This window comes from Lentzea kristufekii (genome assembly GCF_033949925.1).
In the GTDB taxonomy this organism is placed as follows: Bacteria; Actinomycetota; Actinomycetes; order Mycobacteriales; family Pseudonocardiaceae; genus Lentzea; species Lentzea kristufekii.
The window spans coordinates 494,973-518,558 of the sequence record NZ_JAXAVV010000002.1 but is presented as its reverse complement, the minus strand read 5'-3'; the positions used below and the strand labels follow the sequence as shown (position 1 = coordinate 518,558).

The window sequence follows — 23,586 nt, the reverse complement described above, 5'->3', positions numbered from 1 at the left end:
GGACGGGGGTGTCAGACGACCACGAGTTCCTTCGTGGTCAGGGTGAGGAGCTCCGGCCCGCTTTCGCGGACCACGAGGGTGTCCTCGATGCGGACCCCGCCCCGCCCCGGCAAGTAGACGCCGGGCTCGACGGTGACCGCCATACCGGCCGAAAGTGTACCGGCACCTGCCTTCGACAACGCCGGTGCCTCGTGGATCTCCAGCCCGACCCCGTGACCGAGGCCGTGCAGGAAGTCACCCCCGTGCCCGGCCTTCTCGATCACCTCGCGCGACGCGTGGTCGACGTCGCTCACCTTCACGCCCGGCTCGAGCGCGTTGCGGCCCGCCGCCTGCGAGCGCGCGACCAGGTCGTACAGGTCGCGCTGCCAGTCCGCGGGCTTGCCGAGCACGAGCGTGCGGGTCATGTCGGAGTGGTAGCCGTCGACCAGCGCGCCGAAGTCGAGCTTGATGAGGTCGCCGGTGTGCAGCGTCGCGTCCGTCGGTGAGTGGTGGGGCACGGCCGAGTTCGCGCCGAACGCCACGATCGAGGAGAACGACGGACCCTCGGCGCCGTGGTCGAGCATGCGGCTCTCCAGCTCGCGCGCGACCTCGCGCTCGGTGCGGCCCGCGCGCAGGCCGCCGTGCCCGATCAACGCCGCGAGCGCGCGGTCAGCCGCCGCGCACGCCATCCGCAGCGCCTCGATCTCGACCTCGTCCTTGACCAGCCGCAGCTTCTCGATCAGGCCACCGGCCTTGTGCAGCTCGGCCTTGCCGGCGGCCGCGGTCAGCTCGTCCAGACCGTCGACCGTGACGTGGTGGCTCTCGAACCCGAGCCTGCCCTTCGCCCTGCTCGCGAGCGCGGTGTCGCACGGCCGGTCGATCAGCCGTTCCAGGTCCGGTACCTGCTTCGCCGACTGGGTGAGATAACGGCCGTCGGTGCAGAACACCGTGGAGTCGTCGCCGCTCGCGTCGATCAGCACGGCGGCGTTCGATCCGGTGAACCCGGTGAGGTACCGGACGTTCAGCAGGTTCGTCACCAGTAGTGCGTCCAGATCCGCGGTCTGGAGCGCTTGGCGCAATGCGGTGCGGCGTGCGGCGTACGACGACATGTCTCGCAGCGTACGGCCAGTCCTAAGCTGTCCGCATGCGTCCTTGGTTCGTCCGTGCGTTGTGGATGGGGCTCCTGCATGGAGCTGTGCAGACCGGCGTGGCGGCCGTGGGCGTGCGCAGCCCCGAGGCCTCCTCGATCCGGCCGATCGCTCTCGGCCTCCTGATCGTCGCCGCGGTCCTCTGGGGTGCCGTCGACACGCTGCGCGATCTCGACGGGCGCGGCATGCAGTGGTTCATCGCGTCGCTGATCGCGGGCCCGTTCGCGGGTGCGCTGGGCGTGACCGGATCGGCGTTGCTGGTCGACCAGACCGGGCAGGAGGCGCTGTGGGTGGCGCTGACGGGCGGGGCCGCGTTCACGGCGTTGCTCGTGCTGGCTCCGGCGGGACTCGGGATGCTGCTCGGCGGGTTCCTCGTGAAGAAGGACCCGGCTAGTCCGCGGAACTGACGGTCAGCAGGTAGCGCGCCGAGGTGCTGAAGCCGCCCGACGCCCCCTTGACCACCAGTTCGTGCTCACCCGGCTTGAGCGACGGGATCCACGCCCACAACCCGCACCCCTGCGCAGCCACGCGTCCCTCGCTCTGCCCCACGACGTTGTCCTTCGCGGCCTGGTACGTGATCGCGACCGGCGCGATCCGCCGCAGTTCCACGAGCTGCCCGTCGAGCGTCACCGAGCCCTTGGCGGCCTCCATGAACGCCGCGCAGTTCGCGTCCGTGGAGGCGAGGTTGAGCGCGGGACCGGCGAGCGGGCGACCGGCGGGCACCGGGCACCGGCGGTTCACGGCGCCACCGAACGTGCCCGCGAAGAACCACACGTCCTCGGGCTGGTTCTCCCCGCACCACTGCCCGGTGTCGTCGACCACGGGGTTGCGGTTCTCCGGGCTCGACGCCGCCCACGTCCACCACTTCGCCTGCAGCTCCTGGTCGGAGAACTGCTCGCTCGTGCGCGTCGTCGCCTCACTGCTGACGGGTGTGGGCTCCGGCGCGGCCGAGCAGCCGGCCAGGAGCAGGGCGAACGCGGCGATCAGCAGTCTCGGCACGAGCGGCATCTTCACACGTTCAGGCGGCTACCAGCTCGATTTCGAAGCCGTCGGAATTCTCCAGGAACGCCGCGTAGTGGTCCGGTCCTCCCGCGTGAGGATGCCTGTCCGCGAACATGAGCTTCCACCCGTTCGCCTCGGATTCCCGGGTCAGGCGGTCGACGTCCTCCCGGGTTCCCGCGTGCAGGGCGAGGTGGTTCAGGCCCGCCCTCATCCGGTCGTGCGGGCCGGTCACGGCCGGGGACTGCTCGACCACGACGTAGGTCCCGCCGAGCTTCCAGCTGACGCCGGCGTTCCAGCGCTGGTGCTCGGCCCAGCCGAGTTCGGTGAGGATCCACCCGAACGTGGCCTCGGCGCGGGCGAGGTCCGGGACCCACAGTTCCACGTGGTGGAGCATCGGTTTCCCTTACGTGTCCGGCCAGCGGCAGATCGGGAAGGTACACGCTCGACGCGGGAGACGTTCCACGCGCGAGGATCGGCTTCATGAAGATCGTCTCGAACGCCGAGCGGCCCGACCTCCAGGGCCCTGCCCCGGCCTCGTTGCGGGACGGCTGGCCCGCGTTCGTGCTGCGCGGCGAGGTGCCTCGCGTCCACCGTGACGCCGTGGCGGAGTACTTCCCGCGCTACGACGTGCTGCTCCTCGATGACGACGACACGGTGCTGGCACGCGCGACGGCGGTGGCCCTGAGCTGGGACGGCGAGACGTCGTCGCTGCCCGGCGGAGGGTACGACGGTGCTCTGGTCGCGGCGGTCACCGGGCACGAGAGCGGCGTCGTGCCCGACACGTTGTGCGTCGTGGCGGCGACCGTGCGGGCCGATCGCACCGGAGGCGGGCTGGCGGGGAAGGTGCTCACCGCTCTGCGTGAGCGGGCCGCGGACGACGGGCTGCTCCGGGCGATCGTGCCCGTGCGGCCGACGCTCAAGGCGACCTACCCGCTGACCTCGATGGAGGACTTCCAACGCTGGTCGCGTGCGGACGGCCTGCACCTCGACCCGTGGATTTGGACGCACCAGCGGCTCGGCGCCACGATCCTCGGGCCCGCGCCCCGGTCGATGGTGGTGACCGGGAGCGTCGCCGAGTGGGAGCGGTGGACCGGCATGGTGTTCCCGCAGAGCGGCCGGTACGTCGTCGCCGGTGGGCTGGACCTCGTCGCGATCGACCGGGAGCGCGACCAGGGCGTCTACGAGGAGACGAACCTCTGGATGCGCCACCCGGTGCGCGCTACTTCTGCTTGAGCGACAGCCAGCGCAGGGCGAGCAGGTAGCCCTCGACGCCCAGGCCGACGATCACGCCGCTCGCGATCGCCGAGATGACGCTGTGGTGCCGGAACTCCTCGCGCTGGTGGATGTTCGAGATGTGCACCTCGACCAGTGGCGCGGTCAGCTGCGAGCACGCGTCGCGCACCGCGATCGAGTAGTGCGTCCAGGCGGCGCCGTTGAGGACGACCGGGATCGACGCGTCGGCGGCCTCGTGCAGCCACTTGACCATCTCGCCCTCGTAGGCGGTCTGGCGGACCTCGACGTCGAAGCCGAGTTCCTTGCCCTCGGCGACGCACATCTCGACCAGGTCGGCGTGGGTGGTGCTGCCGTAGATGAGCGGCTCGCGGGTGCCGAGGCGGTCGAGGTTCGGGCCGTTCAGGACGAGGACCTTCACAGCAGCACCTTCCCCGAACCGGTGGTCGGCTCGGCGGCGACGGCCGAGTACGCGGCGGCGATCAGGGCCGGGTCCGGGCCTTCGAGGCGGCCGGGCTTGGCGAGGCCGTCGAGGACGACGAAGCGGAGCACTCCCGCCTTGTTCTTCTTGTCGACCTTCATGCCCTCCATGAGCTGCGGGAGGGCGTCCGGGTCGTACGTCGTCGGCAGGCCGAGCAGCTGCAGGACGCGCTTGTGCCGGTCGGCCGTCTCGTCGTCGAGGCGGCCGGCGAGGCGGGCCAGTTCGGCGGCGAAGACCAGGCCCACGCTGATCGCGGCGCCGTGGCGCCAGCGGTAGCGCTCACGGCGTTCGATGGCGTGGCCGAGGGTGTGGCCGTAGTTCAGGATCTCGCGCAACGACGACTCGCGCAGGTCCGAGGTCACGACGTCGGCCTTGATCTGGATCTTGCGGCGGACCAGCTCGGCCAGCACCTCGCCGGTCGGGTCGAGGGCCAGGGCCGGGTCGGCCTCGATGAGGTCGAGGATGACCGGGTCGGCGATGAAGCCGCCCTTCACGATCTCGGCCATGCCGGCGACGAGTTCGTTGCGCGGCAACGTTTCCAGCGTCGCGAGGTCGACGAAGATCGCGTCCGGCTCGTAGAACGTGCCGACGAGGTTCTTGCCCGCGTCGGTGTTGATGCCGGTCTTGCCGCCGACCGCCGCGTCGACCATGCCGAGCAGCGTCGTCGGGATGTTGACCAGCCGCACGCCGCGCATCCACGTGGACGCGACGAAGCCCGCGAGGTCCGTCACCGCGCCGCCGCCGAGGCCGACGACGACGTCCGAGCGCGACAGGCCGATCTTGCCCAGCACGTCCCAGCAGAAGCCGGCGACGGCGAGGTCCTTGCCGTCCTCGGCGTCCGGGACCTCGACGCGGTGCGCGTCGGCGCCCACGGCCTTCAGTTCGTCGACCAGCACCTTGGCCGTCTCGGCCAGGGTCGGCTGGTGCACGATCGCGATCTTGGCGGTGCCCTTCAGGAACTCGACGATGTCGCCGAGCAGGCCGCGGCCGACCACCACGTCGTAGGGCTTCTCCGCGGCGACCCGGATGCGCACGGGCTCGGTCATGCTTCAGCTCCCTTGATCACCGCGTCGGTCACCTGCTGCGGGTCCAGCGAATCCGTCAGGACCTCGATCGTCGCGACCTCGCGGTACAGCGGCAGGCGCGCGTCGAGCAGCGCCTTGAACGTGGCGCGCGGGTTGATGCCGGACAGCAGCGGCCGCGAGGACGACAGCCCGGTGCGGCGCACGCCCTCCGCCATGCCCACGTTCAGGAACACGACGGTGTGCTCGCGCAGGCGCTCGCGGGTCGTCGCGGACAGGATCGCTCCCCCGCCCAGGGCCAGCACGCCCTCGTGCTCGACGAGCGCCTTCGCGACCGCTTCCTCTTCGACGGCGCGGAAAGCGGGCTCACCGTCGTCGGTGAAGATGTCCGAGATGGGCTTGCCGGCGAGCGCGACGATGTCCGCGTCGACGTCGCGGAACGGCACGCCGAGCCGTGCGGCCAGCAGTTCGCTGACGGTGGTCTTCCCGGCTCCGGGAGGACCGACCACCACGTACCGGGGGCTCACATGCCCTCCCAGCGGGCTTCCAGCGCCTTGAGGTACGCGTGGGCGTTGCGGCGCGTCTCGTCGAGCGAGTCGCCGCCGAACTTCTCCAGTGCGGCCTCGGCCAGCACCAGCGCCACCACGGACTCCAGCACCACACCGGCGCGCGGCACGGCGCAGACGTCCGAACGCTGGTGGATCGCGACCGCGGGCTCACCGGTGCGGATATCCACAGTGGACAGTGCGCGCGGCACGGTCGAGATGGGCTTCATCGCCACGCGGGCGCGCAGGATCTCGCCGTTGGTGATGCCGCCTTCAAGGCCACCGGCGCGGTTCGAGCGGCGCGTCACGCCGACCGGGCCGCTGCCGCGGTCGATCTCGTCGTGCGCCTGCGAACCCCAGCGCTTCGCCGAGGTGAAGCCGTCGCCGATCTCCACGCCCTTCATCGCCTGCACGCCCATGAGGGCGGCGGCCAGACGGGCGTCGAGGCGGCGGTCCCAGTGCACGTGCGAGCCCAGGCCCGGCGGCAACCCGTAGACGAGCACCTCGATGACGCCGCCGACCGTGTCACCGGCCTCCTTGACGGCCTCGACCTCGGTGACCATCGCGTCGGTGCCGCGCTGGTCGAAGCACCGCACCGGCGACTCGTCGATCGCGGCCAGGTCGTCGGGCGTGGGCAGCGCGGCGTCCTCGGGCGTCTCGGCCTTGCCGATGGACACCACGTGACTCACGACCTGCACGCCGAGCAGCTGCTGCAGGAACTGCCGGGCGACCGTGCCCAGCGCGGTGCGGGCGGCGGTCTCGCGGGCGGAGGCGCGCTCCAGCACCGGCCGGGCCTCGTCGAAGCCGAACTTCTGCATGCCCGGCAGGTCGGCGTGGCCGGGACGCGGGCGGGTGAGGGCCTCGTTGCGGCCGGTGGGCTTGAGCAGGCTCGGGTCGACCGGGTCCGGCGACATGACCGTCTGCCACTTGGGCCACTCGGAGTTGCCGATCGTGACCGCGACCGGACCGCCCTGGGTCTTGCCGTGGCGGACGCCGCCGAGGATCTCGACCTCGTCCTGCTCGAAGCCCATGCGCGGCGAGCGACCGAACCCGAGCCTGCGGCGCCCGAGCTGGGCGACTAGGTCCTCGGTGGTCACCTCCACCCCGGCGGGCATGCCCTCCAGGACGGCGACGAGGGCGGGGCCGTGTGACTCTCCAGCGGTGATCCAGCGCAGCACGTTCACAATCCTTTCACAGCGTCGTCAACGCCCAGGTGGCGGCCAGCAGGCCCGGTCCGTGCGGCACGGCGCGCCTGCGCCGGAGCGCGGCGACGGCCAGGGTGACCGCACTGGACAGCATCGCCGCAGGTAGCAGCGCCGGCAACGGAAGCGCCGCGCCGAGTCCGAAAGCGAGCTTCACGTCGCCGCCGCCCATCAGCGCGGGCCGCAGCCGCCGGACGGCGAGATGCGCGCCACCGAAGACGAGCGCCGACAACGCCGCGGCTCCCAGTCCGTGGAACTGCAGGAGCAGCAGCGCGGCACCCAACGGGAGGGTCAGCGCGTCCGGCAACCGGTGGTGTCGCAGGTCGATCATCGCGAGCACGATGCCGAACCAGGCCAGCAGGTACGACGAGGGTGGAGCGTCCAGGACGGCGGCGACCGTCCACGACGAACCCAGGGCGAACGCGAGCAGGACCGTGGTCATGACACCACGGTCCTGCTCGGGGCGACCGGGTACAAGTTCCGGCCTGTCGTGAACGGTCCGTTCACGCGCAGCCTTCACACCGCCCCGGTCAGGGCTGGGAGAACGGTTCAGCGAGACCAGTCGAACAGGGCGTCGCCCGCCACCACGTCCGCGTCGAGAGCCAGGTCGCCGAGCACCTCGGCGGACGCGTCCAGCGCGATCACCGGGCAGATGGGCGCGAACCCGGCCGCCTCGACCTCGGCCGGGTTCCACGTCACGATCCGCTGACCGGCCTGGACCTGCTCGCCCTTGACGACGTGGAGCTCGAAGCCCTCGCCCTTGCGCTTCACGGTGTCGATGCCGAGGTGGACCAGGACGGCCGCCCCGTCACCGTCGGCGACCACGAACGCGTGCGGGTGCAGCGTGACGACGGTGCCGTCGAGCGGCGACACCACGTCGGCCGGCGCCCGAACCGGTTCGACGGCCACGCCGGGTCCGACCATCGCCTCGGCGAAGACCTGGTCCGGGACCGCGGAGAGCGCGACCACCCGGCCGGCCACCGGGCTGCCCACGCGGAGGCTCACAGGAGGTCCTCGATGTCCGACGCGATGGTGTCCGCCTCGGGGCCGACGACGACCTGGACGACGTTGCCGGAACGCATGACTCCGTGCGCTCCCAACGCCTTCAGCGCCTTCTCGTCCACGACGGAACCGTCTTCGAGCTCGCACCGCAGGCGGGTGATGCAGGGCTCGATCTCGATGATGTTGTCGCGCCCGCCCAGCGCCTCGAGGATCTTCTGAGCCTTCTCGTCAGCCACGTTCGTACCTCTCGTTCCCGTAACAGCGGTTGACACCCGCTCGGTGCGCGGAGCATTCTCCCGCACCAACTGGTCTAGACCGGAAAGTACCACTAGCGAGGAGGTGAGCGAGTGAACGAGATCGTGGACGGGCCCAAGCCGAAGCACGCGCAGCTGCGTGAGATCCTGCGGCGGCTGGCAGAGCAGGATCTCGCTCCCGGCTCACCGATTCCGTCCGAGCGCGATCTAGCCGAGCGGTACGGAGTCTCTCGCATCACCGTGCGGGCCGCAGTCGGCCAGCTGGTCGCCGAAGGCCTGCTCACACGGGCCAAGGGACGTGGGACGTTCACCGCCAAGCGGCGCTACGACCTGCAGCTCTTCCTGGCCTCGTTCACCTCGGACATGAAGGCGCGCGGGGTCGAACCCAGCACCGAGGTGATCAGCTGCGGCCAGGCGGCACCCGGCTCGAAGGCCTCGCTGGGCCTCGAGTCCGACGAGTACGCGTACCGCGTCGTGCGGCTGCGCAAGGCCGACGGCGCACCGTTGGCGCTCGAAGCCGGCTGGTACAGCCCGCACATGCTTCCCGAGCTCGACCGCTGCGACCTGACCGGATCGATCTACGAGATCATCGCGACCCGGTACGGAATTCAGCTCGACCACGCGCGGCAGACCGTGTGGGCCGAGACCGCCGACGCGGAGACCGCGAAGGCGCTCGACGTCCGCAAGGGCAGCCCGCTTCTCGTGTTCAGGAGGGTCGCCAGCTCCGACGGGCGGCCCTGTGAAGACGTGACCTCCTGGTACCGGGGCGATCTCTACCAGGTGACCATGCAACTGGACCGGACCGTCCCGGGTACCGGACCCAACTCCGCCAAGGGAGGAACCCGATGAGCACGGACGCCGCAACCGGTGGTCGTGAGATCAAGGGCCTCGCCACGTTGCAACGCTTCGGTCGCAGCCTCATGCTGCCGATCGCCGTGCTGCCCGCGGCAGGCCTGCTGCTCCGCTTCGGTCAACCCGACATGCTGGGCAAGGACGGCCTGGGCTGGAACGCCGTCGCCTCGGTGATCGGTGCGGCGGGCGACGCGCTGTTCAGCAACCTCGCGCTGCTGTTCGCCGTCGGCATCGCCGTCGGTTTCGCACGGCGCGGTGACGGTTCCACGGCGCTCGCCGGCGTCGTCGGCTACGTCGTGCTGACGAGCGTCTTCAAGGCGATGTCGCCGCTGGTCCTCGACCAGCCGACCGACCCGGCCGCCAAGCCCGAGGTGATCAACTACGGCGTCCTCGGCGGTATCGTCGTCGGCCTGTTGACCGCCTTGCTGTGGCAGAAGTACCACCGCATCAAGCTTCCCCCGTACCTGGCGTTCTTCGGTGGCCGCCGGTTCGTCCCGATCATCGTCGCCGGTGTCATGACGCTCGTCGGCGTCCTGCTCGGCCTGGTCTACCCGTGGTTCGACGCGGGCCTGACCGCCATCGGTGAGTGGGTCACCGGCAGCACGATCATCGGTGCCTTCATCTACGGTGTCGTGAACCGCCTGCTGATCCCGCTGGGCCTGCACCACATCGTCAACAACGTCGTGTGGTTCCAGTTCGGCGAGTACAACGACAAGACCGGTGACATCCCGCGCTTCCTGGCGGGCGACCCGACGGCCGGCACGTTCCAGACCGGCTTCTTCCCGATCCTCATGTTCGCCCTCCCGGCCGCCGCGCTCGCGATCGTGCACACCGCGCGTCCCAGCCAGCGCAAGCTCATCGGCGGCATCATGGGCTCCGCCGCTCTCACCGCGTTCATCACCGGTGTGACGGAGCCGCTGGAGTTCGCGTTCATGTTCGTGGCGTGGCCGCTGTACCTGATCCACGCGTTCCTGACCGGTACGTCGCTCGCGATCTCGAACGCCCTGGGCGCGCACGACGGCTTCTCGTTCTCCGCGGGTGCGATCGACTTCATCCTGAACTGGAACATCGCGACCAAGCCGTGGCTGCTGATCATCCTCGGTGTGATCTACGGTGCGATCTACTACTTCCTGTTCCGCTTCGTCATCACCAAGTGGAACCTGAAGACGCCGGGCCGCGAGGACGACGAGTCCCCGGAGGCCGACGAGAGCATCGTCGGCAGCAGCGGCGACACGGCGGTGCGGGAGAAGCGCGCCACCAGGGACGAGTAGCAAGTACAACCAGCTCTACCGGGAGGAACCATCATGGCCGAGCGACGGGTCACCGTGGCCAGCAAGGTCGGACTGCACGCCCGGCCTGCCGCACTGCTGGCGAAGGCCGCCGCCGACCAGCCGGTGACGGTCAGCATCGCCAAGGACGGCGGCGAAGCCGTTGACGCGGCGAGTGTTCTGGGTCTGATGACCCTGGGCGCCATGCACGGTGACGAGGTGGTGCTCAGCGCCGAGGGAGACGGAGCGGACGCCGCTCTGGACGCCATCGCCGAGCTGATCGCCACCGATCACGACGAGTGATCCCGGTCGTGAGTGGTCTTGATCGCCCCGACGGCCGAGACCACTCACGACCCACCCGAAGTGCAGCACCACACCCGCGGTCACGACGCCGGCCGAGGCCGACGGCGTGGCCTGCGGGTAGCTCACCATCAGCCAGACGCCTCCCACGGCCAGCGCGGGCGGCACGATCAGCCCCGCGGTCCACTTGCGCAGCAACAGGAACGCGAGCGTCGAGACCAGCAGCGCCGCGCCGAGCGTGTCGCTGAACCGGTGCCAGCCGAGCGACACCGTCTCCGCCGCGACCGCCCCCGCGACGATCGCCCCGGGCACCGCCACGACCAGCGCGAACCGCCTGGGCACCGCCATCGTCACCGCGATCACCGACGCCACCGCGGCTGTCGTGTGTCCACTCGGGAAGCTGTTGTGCACCAGGACGGCGTCGTCGTCGAGCGGCGGCCGCACCAGCACGTAGAGCTTCAGGACCTGCGCCCCCAGCACCGATCCGCCGAGCAGCAGCAACGGCGTGAGCGACTTCTTGCGCGCGAAGAGAACCACGAGGACGGCGGCGATGATGACCGCCATGTCCACGTTGGACGCCCACGATCGTTGGAGTGACAGTTCGGGCAACGCGGCGTTCTCCGCCTTCTGCCCGAACGACGTCCACACCAGCGCGAAGTACGTGAAGAGGAATCCCAGCAAGCTTCCGGCCATGGGTTCGACACTCCGCGAGCCGGTCCACGGGAACGTCCACGCCATGTCATGGTTCCGCTACAGATCCGGCGCCGGTGCCGTCTCCCGCAGATAATGGATCTCGTGGCGATGGTGTTGCTGGTCGAGGACGACCCCTCGGTGCGTGAAGGACTCGGGCTGGCGTTGCGCCGTCAGGGACACGACGTCCGAGCAGCGGGAACGGGTGAGGAAGGCGTCGAGAAGCTGCGCGAGTCCCGCCCCGACATCGTGGTCCTCGACATCATGCTGCCGGGCATCGACGGCTTCGAGACGTGCCGGCGGATGCGCACGCACGCCGAGGTGCCGATCATCATGCTCACCGCGCGCGGCGACGACTTCGACGTGGTCGCGGGCCTGGAGGCGGGTGCGGACGACTACGTGGTCAAGCCCGTGGAACCGCGCGTGCTGGAGGCCCGGATCCGTGCCGTGCTGCGGCGGACCGTCGCCGAGCCGTCGTCGGTCGAACGGCACGGCTCGCTGGTGATCGATCGGGCAGGGTTGCAGGTGCTCAAGAACGACGTGAAGGTCGCGCTGACCCCGACCGAGCTGAAGCTGCTGCTCGAACTGTCCCGCACCCCCGGCCGCGTGCTGACCCGCCAGCAGATCCTCGAGGCCGTCTGGGAGCACGACTACCTCGGCGACTCGCGGCTGGTCGACGCGTGCGTGCAGCGGTTGCGCGCGAAGATCGAGGACGTGCCCTCCGACCCCGGCTACGTCCACACGGTGCGCGGCTTCGGTTACCGCTTCGGCCCCCGATGAGGTCGTTGCTGCGCGGCCTGCGCCCCAGGCTGATGGCCGCGTTCCTGCTGCTGACCGTGCTGGGCGCGGTGGGAGCCGCGGGTGCCTCCTACGCGACCGCCCGCACGTTGCTGCTGGAGGACGCGCAGGACGGCTTCATGAACCCGCTCGTGCAGGACGTCCGCGACTACGCGCCCCGCCTGACCGTGCCGCCCGCTCAGGAGGACCTCGACGCCTTCGGCTCCTACCTGCGCGGCTCGGCGGTCGTCGTCTACGAGGGCCTGCGCTCCACCAGCGGCCCCGACCCGTCGTTCGTCCCCGCCGAGATGCGCGAGAGGCTCAAGACGAGCCGGACGATCCTCTGGCAGCGCCGCACGGACCTGACCGACCCGTACGTCGTCGTGGGCATCCCACTGGTCCGCGCGGACGGCACGCCCACGGGTGTGGAGGTGTGGGCGCTGCTGTACCTCCGGGGCCCGCAGACCGCCATCGACAGCTTCTCGACGGCCGCCTGGGTGGGCGTCAGCCTCGTGCTCCCCCTGGCCCTGGGCCTCGCGCTGTTCACCGCACGCGGCGTCCTGCGCCCCGTCCGCCGTCTCGGCGCCGCCGCCCGCGCGCTGGGATCCGGCCGCCTGGACACCCGCGTCGACGTGCGCGGTTCCGACGAACTCGCGGATCTCGCCCGCACGTTCAACCAGGCCGCCGAACAGCTGGAAGCCTCCCAGGCCGCCTCCCGCCGCTTCGTGGCCGACGTGTCGCACGAACTCCGCACGCCCCTGACGGCGATGAACGCCGTGACCGCCGTACTGGACGAGGACGCGGACACGCTGCCACCCGACACGGCCGTCGCGGCCCGCCTGGTCTCCGCCGAGACCCGCAAGCTGACCCGCCTGGTCAACGACCTGATGGAGATCTCCCGCTTCGACGAGGGCCGCAACCTCCTCGAACTGGACGACTGGGACATCGGCACCGCGGTCCGCGACACCCTGGCCGCCCGCGGCTGGACGACGTCCGTCGAGGCGTCCCTGCCCGAGGGCGTGGTGGCCAGGGTCGACCGCCGCCGCCTGGACGTCATCGTCGCCAACCTCGTGGGCAACGCGCTGAAGCACGGCGGCGTCCCGGTGCGGGTGTCCGTGCGGCCGGGTGTCATCGAGGTGGCCGACCACGGCCCCGGCATCCCCGAGGACGCCCTCCCCCACATCTTCGACCGCTTCTACAAGGCAGACACGGCCCGCTCCCGTTCCGAGGGCAGCGGACTGGGATTGGCGATCGCATGGGAGAACGCACGCCTGCACGGCGGCACCATCGAAGCGGCCAACGCGCCCTCGGGCGGCGCGGTCTTCACCTTGCGCTTGCCCTCGTGACGCTCACGGCCTGCGGCATCCGCCCGACCCCGATCCTCACCGGAGCCGAGGCACCGACGGTCTCGTCGCACTCGCTGACCATCTACCTCGTGACGGCCGGCCGCGACGGCCTGGTGCGCCGCACCCGCGACCACACCGGCACGGTCGACATCACGACCGCGATGAACCTGCTGCTGGCCGGCCCGAACGACGAGGAGAAGAAGCTGGGCCTGGTGACCGAGCTGCCCGCCACGTCGTCCAAGGCGATCCCCGTGCTGGACGTGATCGTGATGCCGGAGGACGTCGCGCCACCGACGACGAAGTGGGGGGCCTTCCAGGTGCACTGCACGGCCCTGGCGAGCCGCGCGAAGGTGGCCGGGGTGGCCCCGGTTTCCGACGAGTACTGCCCCTAGCGTTCGCAGAGGACGCCTTCGGGCGTGTTCGCGAGATGGCCGTCGTACGGGCCGACCTTCGTCACGCGCCCGCCGCCGCGATGGACGATGATCTCGTGCCCCTCGAACGTGACGTGGTCCCAGACGTCCTCGGGCCGTGCCGTCCAGTGCCAGGAACGCGCGGATCGCGGCGTGGAAGTCCTCCGGCGCCGGGTCGTCCACGTAGTCGTCCTCGGTCACGGCCCCGAGTCCTGGAGTCTCCACGGGGCGATCCTGTGGAGGCGGGACGCACCGGCGGCCGTGGTGCCGGAACCGGTCGGCCCACGCCCAAGCGGAGCCCCCGGCGGACACACCCGTGCGCCCCGCCCGCCGGCCCTCCCAAGGCGAGGAACACCGGCATGTGATGACTCCGGCCGAGTGGCACATCGTCCGGAACCAAACGAGTCACACGTAGGCAACCACACGACCGACGCGTGCCGGTACCGAACGGCCAAGATCAAGCCGAAAGTTACGGCCGCGAGGCGAGTGCCGCGGCCAGCGCGGCGCGCATGGCCTCCTGCGGCGCGGGCTTGCCGGTGAACTGCTCGAACTGCCCGAAAGCCTGGTGCAGCAACATGTCCAGCCCGGTGGCCAGGCGGCTCCCGGAGGCCTCCACGGCCTTCGCCACCGGCGTCGGCCACGGGTGGTAGATGACGTCCAGCACGTACGGCGCCCGCGCCAGCGAGTCGGCCAGCGGCGCGGTGGCCTCGGCCGGCACCGTCGACACGACCACGTCCGCGGCACCGGCCAGCACGGCGAGGTCCACAGAGGACAGCTCCAGCACCTCGACGGAGACGCCGACCCGCGACGCCGTCTCCACTGCCTCTGCGGCGCGTGCGGGATCGCGCACCACCAGGGAGGCCGAGGAGATCCCGAGCTCGGCGAACCCGGCCAGCGCGGCCGTGGCCGTGCCGCCCGCGCCCAGCACGACGCCGTGCGAGCCGCCGGAGAAACCCTTCTCCCGCAACGCTCCCACGACACCGTCCACATCGGTGCAGTCGGCGTGCCACTCGGAACCGTGGCGCACCAGCGTGTTCGCCGCTCCCACCGCCGTCGCCCGCGGGGTCACGACCGACGCGAACGCCAGCGCGGCGCGTTTGGTCGGCATCGTGCACGAGAGGCCCGCCCACTCCGGTCCCAGCGACGAGACCAGAGCGGGTACGCCGGCCGCGGAGCACTCCAGGCGGGTGTACTCCCAGTCGAGGCCCAGCTCCGCGTACGCGGCGTTGTGCAGCACGGGGGAAAGCGAGTGCTCGATCGGCGAACCGATCACCGCGGCCTTGCGCACCACTAGTAGACGCCGTCCCTCTGAGCCTTCTGGTCGTTCGCGTTGTGCTCCTCGAACGTGTTCGCGAAGCACGACGTGCCGTCCGTCTGGCACTTCACGAAGTACAGGATCTCGCCGCCCTCCGGCTTGATCGCCGCGGCGATCGCCTGCTGCGACGGCGAGCCGATCGGGGTCGGCGTCAGGCCGGGGTTGATGTAGGTGTTGTACGGCTGCTGCGCGTTGCGGTCCGCGTCGGACGTGCGGATGTGGGGCTGGTTGTTCTTGTAGTTGATGGTCGAGTCGAACTGCAGGGGCATCGGCTTCGCGATCCGGTTGTAGATGACCTGCGAGACCTTGCCGAAGTCCTTCTCGATGGCTTCCTTCTCGATCAACGAGGCGATGACGAGGACCTCGTAGGGACGGAAGCCGGTGTTCATGGTGCCGCCGGGGATGCCCGCGCCCTGCATCTTCTGGGCCGACGCCACGATGACGCTGCGGATCAGCTCCACCGCCGTGACACCGGGCTTGACCTGGTAGACGCCGCGCATGATCAGGCCTTCGAGGCGGAACTGCGGATCGGCGCGCTTCACGTCCGCCAGCGCCCAGTCCGGCACACCGAGGGCGACCGGGTCGGTCTGCTCGGCGGCGGCCTTGATCTCGTCGGCGGTCAGGCACACCTTCGCGCCGTCCTTCTCCGTGCAGCTCGCGGCGGCGAGCTTGGAGTAGATGCCGGGAACGGCCTTGCCGTCGGCCTGGATGTCGGTGAGCTTCAGGCCACCGACGATCTGGACGGCCGGGACCCTGGTCTTCGGGTCGATCATGCGGGCCACCGCGTTCTGGCCCGACATCTTCGTCTTCATCAGGTAGAAGCCGGGCTGGATCGACGTCACGCGGGTGTCGGTCTTGCTGGCCTCGGTGAACGCGCGCGCGGAGGCGACGACGCCGTTGTCGTACAGGGTCGACGCGATCTTGCTGACCGGGTCGCCGTCCTGGACCTCGACGATGGCGTCGACCTCGCCGCTGCCCGCGAAGTCCTCGAACGAGCCGATGCCGCGCAGCTCCTGGTAGCCGTAGTAGGCACCGCCCATGCCCACGGCGAGGATCAGCACGACGACCAGCCACAGGACCGTCTTCTTGCGCTTCTTCGCCTTGGCGCGGGCGTTGTCGCGCTCTCGATCGCGCTTCCTGACCGGCCTCCGCTCTTCAGCTTCGGGGTCGGTGAACAACCCGAGATCGTCGCCGCTCACGCCTCGTCCTTTCGGGCGGGCACCGAACGTGCCCGTGCGTCCAGCCAAGATTGCAGGATCTCGACAGCAGCAGCCTGGTCGACCACGGCTCGCTGCTTCTTGCCCTTCACACCGCGCTGTGCCAGCACCCTGCTCACCACGACCGTCGTCAGGCGTTCGTCGCTGAGCCGCACCGGCACCGGGGCGATGCGTCCGGCCAAGGCCGCAGCGTACGCCGTCGCTGCCTCTGCCGCGGGGCCGTGTCTGCCGGCCAGTGTCTTCGGCAGGCCGACCACGACCTCCACGACGTCATGCTCGGCCACGAGACGTACGAGTTCCGTGAGGTCCGAGCCGTTCTTCTGGTCGCGTTGCAGGGTGACCAGCGGAGTCGCGAGGAACGGTGCCGGATCGCTGAGGGAGACCCCCACGCGAACCGACCCGACGTCGACGCCGAGCCTCCGTCCGAGGCCCGGATCGTCGACACCAGGAACATCAGCGCTGTTCAAGCACCTTGTCCAGTTCGTTCGTCAGGGCCGTGATGGCGTCGGTGACGCCGGCCGGGTTCGTGCCGCCGCCCTGGGCGAGGTCCGGCTTGCCGCCACCGCGGGCGGCGATGGCCGGGCCGAACACCGGGACGAGCTTGCCGGCGGCGAGCCCCAGGTCGCGAGCGGCGGCCGTGGTGGCCACCACGAAGCTGACCTTGTCGCCGTCGACCGAGAACAGGGCCACCACACCGGGCTTGTTGCCCAGGCGGTTGCGGACCTCACCACCGAGCGTGCGCAGGTCGTTGCCCGGCACGCCCTCCAGGCCCAGGGCCACGAGCGACAGGCCGCGGATGTCGAGGGCCTTGTCGGCGAGGGCGCCGGCGTTGCCCAGCAGCTCGGCGGCGCGGACCTTCTCCAGCTCCTTCTCGGCGGACTTCAGACGCTCGACCAGAGACTCGATCCGCTCGGGCAGGCCGTCGGAGCCGACCTTGAGCATGTCGGAGAGGTTCTGCACGATGGCGCGTTCCTTGGCCAGGAACCGCATGGCCTCGATACCGACGTAGGCCTCCAGGCGGCGCACGCCGGAACCGACAGAAGACTCACCCAGCAGGGTGATCGGGCCGATCTGCGACGAGTGCTCGACGTGGGTGCCACCGCACAGCTCGCGCGACCACTCGCCACCGATCTCGACGACGCGCACGGTCTCGTCGTACGTCTCGCCGAACAGGGCGACGGCGCCCATGTCCTGGGCACCGGCCATGTCGGTGTAGACGACGCTGACCGGCAGATCCTTGCGCACGGCGAGGTTCGAGACCTCTTCGATCTCGCTCTTGGCCTCGGCGGACAGGCCACCGGTCCAGGCGAAGTCGAGACGCAGGTAGCCGGGCTTGTTGTACGAACCGCTCTGCAGGGCCGACGGGCCGAGCACGTGCCGCAGGGCGGCGTGCACGACGTGCGTGCCCGAGTGGCCCTGGCGGGCACCGACGCGCCACTCCGGGTCGACGCGGGCCTCGACGTGCTCGCCCTCGCTGATCTCGCCGGACCGGACGCGCACCTGGTGCACCCACAGCTTGCGGGCGACCTTCTGCACGTCGAGCACCTCGAGCTCGGCGTTGGCCGTGACGATCGTGCCGGCGTCGGACTCCTGGCCACCGGACTCGGCGTAGAGCGGCGTGCGGTCGAGGACGACCTCGACGATGTCGCCCTCGCGAGCCGACTTCACCCGCTGGCCGTTCAGCACGATGCCGCGCAGCGTGGCCTCGGAGGCGAGCTCGGTGTAGCCGGTGAACTCGGTCGGGCCCTGCTCCAGCAGCTCGCGGTACACCGACTGGTCGCCGTGGCCGGTCTTCTTGCCGGCGGCGTCGGCCTTGGCGCGGGCGCGCTGCTCGGCCATCAGCTTGCGGAAGCCGTCCTCGTCCACGGACAGGCCGGCCTCGGAGGCCATCTCCAGCGTGAGGTCGATCGGGAAGCCGTACGTGTCGTGCAGCTGGAAGGCCTTGTCACCGGGCAGCGTGGCGCGGCCGTCGGACTTCACCTCGGCGGCGGCGCCCTCGAAGATCCGCGAGCCGGCGTCGAGGGTGCGCAGGAACGTGTCCTCCTCGGCCTTGAGCACCTGCTGGATGCGGGCGAACCCGCTGACCAGCTCGGGGTAGGCCTCGCCCATCGAGTCGCGGACGACCTCGGCGAACTGCTGCAGCACCGGCTCGTTCACGCCCAGCAGGCGGCTGCTGCGCACGATGCGGCGCAGCAGGCGGCGCAGCACGTAGCCGCGGGCCTCGTTGCCGGGCGTGACGCCGTCGCCGACCAGGAGCACGCCGCTGCGGGCGTGGTCGGCGATGACGCGGAAGCGGACGTCGTCGACCTCGTTGGTGCCGTACTTGCGGCCGGAGAGCTCCTCGGCCTTGTTGATGACGGCGCGGACCAGGTCGGTCTCGTAGACGTTGTCGACGCCCTGCAGCAGGTAGGCGACGCGCTCGACGCCCATGCCGGTGTCGATGTTCTTCGACGGCAGCTCACCGAGGACCGGGTAGTCCTTCTTGGCACCGCCCTCGCCGCGGATGTTCTGCATGAAGACGAGGTTCCAGATCTCCAGGTACCTGTCCTCGTCGACTACCGGGCCGCCCTCCTTGCCGTACTCGGGGCCGCGGTCGTAGTAGATCTCCGAGCACGGGCCGCACGGGCCGGGAACGCCCATCGACCAGAAGTTGTCCTCGACGCCGCGGCGCTGGATGCGCTCCAGCGGCATGCCGGCGACCTTCTGCCACAGCTCGATGGCCTCGTCGTCGTCCAGGTAGACCGTCACCCAGATGCGCTCGGGGTCGAAGCCGTAGCCGCCCTCGTCCTGGGACTTGGTGATCAGCTCCCAGGCCAGCCGGATGGCGTCTTCCTTGAAGTAGTCGCCGAGCGAGAAGTTGCCGGCCATCTGGAAGAACGTGAGGTGGCGCGTGGTCTTGCCGACCTCGTCGATGTCGGGCGTGCGCACGCACTTCTGGATGCTCGTCATCCGCGGGGCGGGCGGCGGGGCCTCGCCGAGGAAGTACGGCTTGAAGGGCACCATGCCGGCGTTGACGAACAGCAGGTTCGGGTCGTCGAGCAGGAGCGAGGCGCTGGGGATGTACTTGTGCCCGGCGTTCTCGAAGTGCTCGCGGAAGCGCTTGATGATCTCGTGGGTCTGCACGGGAAGTTCCTTGTGTGTTGCTGGGAAGAGTCAGGGCATGGTCACGAGGCGAACGGTGCTAGTGCTTCCCGTTCGCCCTGGGCGCTCGGCGCCCCGGCGTGAATCCCGTCTGACGTTCCACGGTGTCCTGCAACTCCTGTTCCCGTTCGGCCATCCCCGCGCGCACCTCGGCCCCGAAGGAACCGATGGCGCCGGCGAGTTCGCGCAGGCCTTCACCCACGTTAGCGCCGATACCGGCAGGAGTCGCCTGCTTAGTGACCTCGGAGGCCTTCTTCGCGGCGAACAGACCCGCCGCGGCGCCCAGTCCGAACCAGAAGAGACGGCTCACTTCGCACCTCGCCTGGGGCGGCGCTTGGAGTGCTTGTTCGGCTGTTCGGCGGCCTTGCGGCGCGCCTTGACGGCCTTGCTCACGCCGTAGGACAGCGCGGCGGCCTTGACCAGCGGACCGCCGAGAGTGGCGGTGAACAGGCTGGTGAGCGCCGAGACGTTGCCCGTGACGGCGCGTGCGTTGGCCGTGATGCCGTCGACGCGTTCGAGCTGCGTGTTCACGTGTGTGAGCGTCGTGTTGGCTTCAACGAACAACGGGTCCGTGTTCTCGTGCGCTTTGCGCATCGCGATCGTGGCCTCGTCGAAGAAGCGCGCGGCCTTGATCGCCACGACCCCGACGATGAGCACGAGCAGCACGAAAGCACCGGCGGCGAGCCACCCTGGCGACACGGATCCTCCTGGTGAACAGGCGTTCGGGCTTGGTTGCGGGTGAGATTACCGGGTGGGTCCGACACCCGGCTGGGCGGCACCATTCGTTGATCTTCAACGACCTGCGGTGCCGTCGATCTGCTCGCGGAGGACGTCGGCGTGGCCCGCGTGCCGCTGGAACGTGAGGAACGCGCGCGCCGTGTCGAGTTCGCCCGTGTCGACGCGGGGCACTGGCTTGCGCCGGGTCTCCTGCATGACGAGAACGTACGGGCCACTCATTGACGCACGGCCGTCACAGCCTGTGAAATACCCGTCACCCGGGGCTTGACAGCGGCGGCCTTGCCAGTGGAAGTCAGGCAACCCTAAGTTGATCCGCGCAGGAGGCCTCGTGAAGCCGGTGTCGCACCTGGACTCCTATCGGCTCCAGCTGATGGCGGACGCCCCGCCCGTCCCCGACCTGCCGATGCCGTGGGACGCCCGCGTGGCGCGGTCCGACGGCTACGACCTGCACCTCGTGCACCGCTGGAACCAGGCACCGCACGTGGCGGCGTTCCGGCGGCAGGCGTGGACGTTGCCGCAGTGGGAGCGCCGGCTGGCGGAACTGCTGGCGGGCGACGACGTCCGGCCGGTGCTGATCGGCTGGCACGGCCGCCCGGTGATCTACACCGAGATCTACCGCGCGGCCAGGCACGCCGTCGCCGGCTGCTACCAGGCGCGGCCGCACGACCTCGGGCTGAACCTCGCCGTCGGCGAGTTGGTGATGACCGACCGCGGACTCGTGCGGTCGCTGCTCCCCAGGCTCACCGACGCGCTGTTCGAGGCCGACCCGCACTGCACGCGCATCGTGCTCGAACCGGACGTGCGCGACGCACGGGCCATCAGCTCGTTCGAGGCCGGCGGGTTCGTGGCCGCGGACGAGATCATGCTGCCCGGCAAGCTCGCACTGCTGATGGTCTGCAAGCGCTAGTGGTGTTCCCCGGCAACCTTCCGGGTCGCGCCACTAGTAGAGCGTCGCGGCTAAGTTGTGCTCCGTTGAGCAGGGCAGAGGGCTGGGCGGTGTGGTCGCTCGTTACCGAAAGTCCCGGATGGTCGCGCTCTCATGCGGATTTGCCGCCGAGTTGGCGGTAGAAAACTGCCGGCGCAATCGTTTGCTGATCACCTCAAGTACCGCCAACCGTGCAGGCGACAGCCATGAGAGCGCGATCTTCATGATCGAAGCCCGGCCACCTGCCGGCGCCCCTCCCACTCGTCACTAATCCAAGAGATAGCTGCGACACGCTACTAGAACGCGGTGATGTCCTGCGGTGCGCGTTCCTTGCGGCTGAGCGCGCGCACCACGTCGATCGCGCGATGTTTGTTGAGCGCCATGCGGGTCAGCAGGTCGATGACCATTTCGTTGACGTGGCGCGGGAACTCGGGGGTGTCCAGCCCGACGCTCACCGCGAGGTCGTCGGAGTGCACGACGAACTCCATCAGCCTGCTGACGAGGTACTCGTCCAGCGGCACCGCCCACGGGCCCCAGTGCGGCATCCGAACGCCCCGGTTCTCCATGGCGGGCAACGACTTCGCGAGTTCGTCGAGAGTCTGCTCGAACCGGTCGCAGAGGGCGTCGCGCCCCTCCGCCGCGAGCTTCTCGCCGCCCGCGCGGATGCGGGTGTGGAACTCGGAGTCGACGTCGAGGTCGGTCCACTTGGCCCGGTCGTAGTGCTCCATCAGGGAGACGACCGGCTCGTCGCCGGGCGGGGTCGCGATCATGGACGGGAGCGGCAGCGCCTGGTAGGCCACGTGCCCGGCCAGACCGCTCACGCCGAACTCCGGCAGGGCGCTCGGCTGGTCCCAGTGCTGCGCGACCTTCTGGTGGCGCAGGAGTTCCAGTGCGATGCGGGCCGTGGTCAGGAAGTCTTCTCTGATCGTCACTTCGCCGAAGTTACTCGGGTGCGGCGTCACGCGGCCGCGATCACCTCGATCTCCACCAGCCAGTCGCTGACCAGCGTCGTGGCGACGATCGCCGTCGTCGGCACCGCCCTGCCGCCCAGTGCCGCCACCCGTGCTGCCGCGTTGGCCTCCGCGTACGACGGGTCACGCAGGTAGGTGGTGAGCCGGACGACGTTGTCGACGGTCATGCCCGCCGAGGCGAGGATCGCGCGGATGTTGGACCAGATCAGGTCGAGCTGCTCGGCCAGGCCGGCGCCGGCGTTGCCCGACGGGTCGAGGCCCATGGTGCCCGAGACGAACAAGAACCGTTCGGCGCCACGGACCTCCATGGCGTGCACCCAGTCGCCGCCCGTCGCGTAGACGCCGTCCGTGGGTCGTGCGGCACGAGTTCCACACGTCGATCATGCACGGACCGCCAGGTGGTTTTACTCGCCCCTGATCACCCGGCGCAGCCGCGGCAGGCGCTCCGCCACGGCGCGCTCGTTGCCGCGCCCGGTCGGCTCGTAGTAGTCGCGGCCCACCAGGTCGTCCGGGGCGTACTGCTGCGTCAGCACGCCCTCGGGCACGTCGTGCGGGTACCGGTAGCCCTGCGCGTTGCCCAGCTTCGCCGCGCCCGCGTAGTGCCCGTCACGCAGATGCGCGGGCACGGAACCGATGGCGCCCTTGCGAACGTCCTCGATGGCGGCGTAGATCGCGGTGGTGACGGCGTTCGACTTCGGCGCGGTGGCGAGGTGGATCGTGGCCTGCGCGAGGTTGAGGGTGCACTCGGGCAGCCCGATGAGCTGCACGGCCTGAGCCGCCGCCACGCACGTCTGCAACGCCGTCGGGTCGGCCATGCCGACGTCCTCGCTGGCGTGGATCACCAGCCGCCGCGCGATGAACCGCGGGTCCTCCCCCGCCTCGATCATCCGCGCGAGGTAGTGCAGGGCCGCGTCGACGTCCGAGCCGCGGATCGACTTGATGAAGGCCGACGTCACGTCGTAGTGCTGGTCGCCGTCGCGGTCGTAGCGCACCGCCGCCTTGTCCACGGTGGACTCCAGCAGCTCCAGCGTGATGACGCCGTCGTTCGACGCCAGCGCCGAGTCCGCGGCGGCCTCCAGCGCCGTGAGCGACCGGCGGGCGTCACCACCGGCCAGGCGGATCAGGTGGTCCTCCGCATCGGGCTCCAGCACCGCGGACCCGCCCAGGCCGCGTTCGTCGGACACCGCTCGCCGGATCACCGCGCGCACGCCGTCGTCGGTCAGCGACCTGAGCTGCAACACGAGCGAACGCGACAGCAGCGGCGACACGACCGAGAAGAACGGGTTCTCCGTGGTGGCGGCGACCAGCAGCACGATGCGGTCCTCGACGGCGCCCAGCAGGGCGTCCTGCTGCGTCTTGGAGAAGCGGTGGACCTCGTCGATGAACAGCACCGTCGACTCGCCGGACCGGACCAGGCGGCGCCGGGCCTCGTCGATGACCGCCCGCACCTCCTTGACCCCGGCCGACAACGCGGACAACGCGACGAACCGGCGGCCGGTCGCCTTCGACACCAGGGTCGCGAGAGTCGTCTTGCCGGTGCCGGGAGGGCCGTAGAGCATCACGGACGCCGGCGTGGCGCCCTCGACCAGGCGGCGCAGCGGGGCGCCGGGCCCGAGCAGGTGGTCCTGGCCGACGACCTCGTCCAGCGTGGCCGGACGCATCCGCACGGCCAGCGGGGCGTTGGCCGCGATGCGCTGGGCCTTCTCCTCGTCGGTCGCGCCGAAGAGGCCCTCGTCGAACAGACCTTCGCTCATGCGTTCGAGCCTAGGAC

At 70.2% G+C, this 23,586-nt stretch carries 29 protein-coding genes and 1 pseudogene; 9 read left to right on the top strand and 21 right to left on the bottom strand.

The window, feature by feature from the left end; all coding sequences use genetic code 11:
* Window positions 1-11: 11 nt before the first annotated feature.
* A complete protein-coding gene (locus SK571_RS06040; protein ID WP_319983020.1) occupies window positions 12-1,088 on the bottom strand; it encodes a M24 family metallopeptidase in 1,077 nt (358 codons plus the stop codon).
* A gap of 35 nt (window positions 1,089-1,123) precedes the next feature.
* Here SK571_RS06040 and SK571_RS06035 point away from each other — a divergent pair, with 35 nt between their 5' ends.
* Window positions 1,124-1,534 (top strand): B-4DMT family transporter, encoded by a 411-nt coding sequence (locus SK571_RS06035; protein WP_319983019.1) that lies wholly within the window; start codon window positions 1,124-1,126, stop codon window positions 1,532-1,534.
* Here the strand turns inward: SK571_RS06035 and SK571_RS06030 are convergent.
* Window positions 1,518-2,126, bottom strand: coding sequence for a hypothetical protein (locus SK571_RS06030; protein WP_319983018.1), 609 nt, complete (start codon window positions 2,124-2,126; stop codon window positions 1,518-1,520). The two genes, SK571_RS06035 and SK571_RS06030, sit on opposite strands and share 17 nt — an antisense overlap.
* A 19-nt stretch (window positions 2,127-2,145) precedes the next feature.
* Window positions 2,146-2,511 carry a VOC family protein gene (locus tag SK571_RS06025; RefSeq protein ID WP_319983017.1) on the bottom strand — a complete coding sequence of 122 codons (366 nt, stop codon included), beginning with the start codon at window positions 2,509-2,511 and terminating at the stop codon, window positions 2,146-2,148.
* Window positions 2,512-2,609: 98 nt separating this feature from the next.
* Here SK571_RS06025 and SK571_RS06020 point away from each other — a divergent pair, with 98 nt between their 5' ends.
* Entirely contained in the window at window positions 2,610-3,362 is a 753-nt protein-coding gene (locus tag SK571_RS06020) for a Long-chain-fatty-acid--CoA ligase (protein WP_319983016.1), read from the top strand.
* Here SK571_RS06020 and aroQ read toward each other — a convergent pair.
* The 7 genes from aroQ to SK571_RS05985 all read right to left on the bottom strand — a co-directional run bounded on the left by aroQ (window position 3,349) and on the right by SK571_RS05985 (window position 7,847).
* Window positions 3,349-3,780, bottom strand: coding sequence for a type II 3-dehydroquinate dehydratase (aroQ, locus tag SK571_RS06015; RefSeq protein WP_319983015.1), 432 nt, complete (start codon window positions 3,778-3,780; stop codon window positions 3,349-3,351). The two genes, SK571_RS06020 and aroQ, sit on opposite strands and share 14 nt — an antisense overlap.
* Window positions 3,777-4,886 carry a 3-dehydroquinate synthase gene (gene aroB, locus SK571_RS06010; RefSeq protein ID WP_319983014.1) on the bottom strand — a complete coding sequence of 370 codons (1,110 nt, stop codon included), beginning with the start codon at window positions 4,884-4,886 and terminating at the stop codon, window positions 3,777-3,779. Before aroB ends, aroQ begins: the two co-directional genes overlap by 4 nt.
* Window positions 4,883-5,389 (bottom strand): shikimate kinase, encoded by a 507-nt coding sequence (locus tag SK571_RS06005; protein ID WP_319983013.1) that lies wholly within the window; start codon window positions 5,387-5,389, stop codon window positions 4,883-4,885. Before SK571_RS06005 ends, aroB begins: the two co-directional genes overlap by 4 nt.
* The gene (aroC, locus tag SK571_RS06000; RefSeq protein ID WP_319983012.1) at window positions 5,386-6,585 is read right to left on the bottom strand and encodes a chorismate synthase; all 1,200 of its coding nucleotides are present in this window, start codon (window positions 6,583-6,585) and stop codon (window positions 5,386-5,388) included. The genes SK571_RS06005 and aroC overlap by 4 nt, the downstream gene beginning before the upstream one ends.
* Window positions 6,586-6,598: 13 nt before the next feature.
* A complete protein-coding gene (locus SK571_RS05995) occupies window positions 6,599-7,051 on the bottom strand; it encodes a prepilin peptidase (RefSeq protein WP_319983011.1) in 453 nt (150 codons plus the stop codon).
* A gap of 107 nt (window positions 7,052-7,158) precedes the next feature.
* Complete coding sequence (locus SK571_RS05990) at window positions 7,159-7,614, bottom strand: PTS sugar transporter subunit IIA (protein WP_319983010.1); 456 nt, start codon at window positions 7,612-7,614, stop codon at window positions 7,159-7,161.
* On the bottom strand, window positions 7,611-7,847 hold the full coding sequence (locus tag SK571_RS05985; RefSeq protein WP_090005969.1) for a glucose PTS transporter subunit EIIB: 237 nt from the start codon (window positions 7,845-7,847) through the stop codon (window positions 7,611-7,613). The genes SK571_RS05990 and SK571_RS05985 overlap by 4 nt, the downstream gene beginning before the upstream one ends.
* Window positions 7,848-7,958: 111 nt before the next feature.
* Here SK571_RS05985 and SK571_RS05980 point away from each other — a divergent pair, with 111 nt between their 5' ends.
* From SK571_RS05980 to SK571_RS05970, 3 genes are read left to right on the top strand one after another with little or no spacing between them, the layout of a single operon-like run.
* Window positions 7,959-8,714, top strand: coding sequence for a GntR family transcriptional regulator (locus SK571_RS05980; RefSeq protein ID WP_319983009.1), 756 nt, complete (start codon window positions 7,959-7,961; stop codon window positions 8,712-8,714).
* A complete protein-coding gene (locus SK571_RS05975) occupies window positions 8,711-9,988 on the top strand; it encodes a PTS transporter subunit EIIC (protein ID WP_319983008.1) in 1,278 nt (425 codons plus the stop codon). The genes SK571_RS05980 and SK571_RS05975 overlap by 4 nt, the downstream gene beginning before the upstream one ends.
* A gap of 33 nt (window positions 9,989-10,021) precedes the next feature.
* Window positions 10,022-10,288 carry an HPr family phosphocarrier protein gene (locus tag SK571_RS05970; protein WP_170176508.1) on the top strand — a complete coding sequence of 89 codons (267 nt, stop codon included), beginning with the start codon at window positions 10,022-10,024 and terminating at the stop codon, window positions 10,286-10,288.
* A 198-nt stretch (window positions 10,289-10,486) separates the two neighbouring features.
* Here SK571_RS05970 and SK571_RS05965 read toward each other — a convergent pair.
* Window positions 10,487-10,849, bottom strand: a pseudogene (locus SK571_RS05965) (phosphatase PAP2 family protein); the annotation flags it as partial.
* Window positions 10,850-11,080: 231 nt separating this feature from the next.
* Between SK571_RS05965 and SK571_RS05960 the strand changes: the two are divergent.
* From SK571_RS05960 to SK571_RS05950, 3 genes are read left to right on the top strand one after another with little or no spacing between them, the layout of a single operon-like run.
* Window positions 11,081-11,755, top strand: coding sequence for a response regulator transcription factor (locus SK571_RS05960; protein ID WP_319983007.1), 675 nt, complete (start codon window positions 11,081-11,083; stop codon window positions 11,753-11,755).
* A complete protein-coding gene (locus tag SK571_RS05955) occupies window positions 11,752-13,098 on the top strand; it encodes an ATP-binding protein (RefSeq protein WP_319983006.1) in 1,347 nt (448 codons plus the stop codon). Before SK571_RS05960 ends, SK571_RS05955 begins: the two co-directional genes overlap by 4 nt.
* Window positions 13,095-13,490 (top strand): hypothetical protein, encoded by a 396-nt coding sequence (locus SK571_RS05950; RefSeq protein WP_319983005.1) that lies wholly within the window; start codon window positions 13,095-13,097, stop codon window positions 13,488-13,490. The genes SK571_RS05955 and SK571_RS05950 overlap by 4 nt, the downstream gene beginning before the upstream one ends.
* 487 nt (window positions 13,491-13,977) lie before the next feature.
* On the opposite strand, the gene SK571_RS05945 is transcribed toward SK571_RS05950, so the two are convergent.
* The 7 genes from SK571_RS05945 to SK571_RS05915 all read right to left on the bottom strand — a co-directional run bounded on the left by SK571_RS05945 (window position 13,978) and on the right by SK571_RS05915 (window position 20,114).
* Complete coding sequence (locus SK571_RS05945; protein WP_319983004.1) at window positions 13,978-14,799, bottom strand: shikimate dehydrogenase; 822 nt, start codon at window positions 14,797-14,799, stop codon at window positions 13,978-13,980.
* Entirely contained in the window at window positions 14,799-16,022 is a 1,224-nt protein-coding gene (gene mltG / locus SK571_RS05940) for an endolytic transglycosylase MltG (RefSeq protein WP_319983003.1), read from the bottom strand. Before mltG ends, SK571_RS05945 begins: the two co-directional genes overlap by 1 nt.
* Complete coding sequence (ruvX, locus tag SK571_RS05935; protein WP_266034651.1) at window positions 16,019-16,507, bottom strand: Holliday junction resolvase RuvX; 489 nt, start codon at window positions 16,505-16,507, stop codon at window positions 16,019-16,021. Before ruvX ends, mltG begins: the two co-directional genes overlap by 4 nt.
* Entirely contained in the window at window positions 16,494-19,163 is a 2,670-nt protein-coding gene (gene alaS / locus SK571_RS05930) for an alanine--tRNA ligase (protein ID WP_319983002.1), read from the bottom strand. Before alaS ends, ruvX begins: the two co-directional genes overlap by 14 nt.
* Before the next feature lie 58 nt (window positions 19,164-19,221).
* Complete coding sequence (locus SK571_RS05925; RefSeq protein ID WP_266034646.1) at window positions 19,222-19,491, bottom strand: hypothetical protein; 270 nt, start codon at window positions 19,489-19,491, stop codon at window positions 19,222-19,224.
* On the bottom strand, window positions 19,488-19,880 hold the full coding sequence (locus tag SK571_RS05920; protein WP_090069009.1) for a DUF948 domain-containing protein: 393 nt from the start codon (window positions 19,878-19,880) through the stop codon (window positions 19,488-19,490). Before SK571_RS05920 ends, SK571_RS05925 begins: the two co-directional genes overlap by 4 nt.
* Before the next feature lie 93 nt (window positions 19,881-19,973).
* A complete protein-coding gene (locus SK571_RS05915; protein WP_319983001.1) occupies window positions 19,974-20,114 on the bottom strand; it encodes a hypothetical protein in 141 nt (46 codons plus the stop codon).
* Window positions 20,115-20,247: 133 nt separating this feature from the next.
* On the opposite strand from SK571_RS05915, the gene SK571_RS05910 reads away from it, so the two are divergent.
* On the top strand, window positions 20,248-20,826 hold the full coding sequence (locus SK571_RS05910; RefSeq protein ID WP_319983000.1) for a GNAT family N-acetyltransferase: 579 nt from the start codon (window positions 20,248-20,250) through the stop codon (window positions 20,824-20,826).
* A gap of 314 nt (window positions 20,827-21,140) precedes the next feature.
* On the opposite strand, the gene SK571_RS05905 is transcribed toward SK571_RS05910, so the two are convergent.
* The 3 genes from SK571_RS05905 to SK571_RS05895 form a co-directional block, all read right to left on the bottom strand.
* A complete protein-coding gene (locus SK571_RS05905) occupies window positions 21,141-21,776 on the bottom strand; it encodes a maleylpyruvate isomerase N-terminal domain-containing protein (RefSeq protein ID WP_319982999.1) in 636 nt (211 codons plus the stop codon).
* Window positions 21,777-21,802: 26 nt separating this feature from the next.
* On the bottom strand, window positions 21,803-22,123 hold the full coding sequence (locus tag SK571_RS05900; protein ID WP_406601944.1) for a RidA family protein: 321 nt from the start codon (window positions 22,121-22,123) through the stop codon (window positions 21,803-21,805).
* Window positions 22,124-22,219: 96 nt separating this feature from the next.
* Complete coding sequence (locus SK571_RS05895) at window positions 22,220-23,569, bottom strand: replication-associated recombination protein A (protein ID WP_319982997.1); 1,350 nt, start codon at window positions 23,567-23,569, stop codon at window positions 22,220-22,222.
* Window positions 23,570-23,586 lie beyond the last annotated feature (17 nt).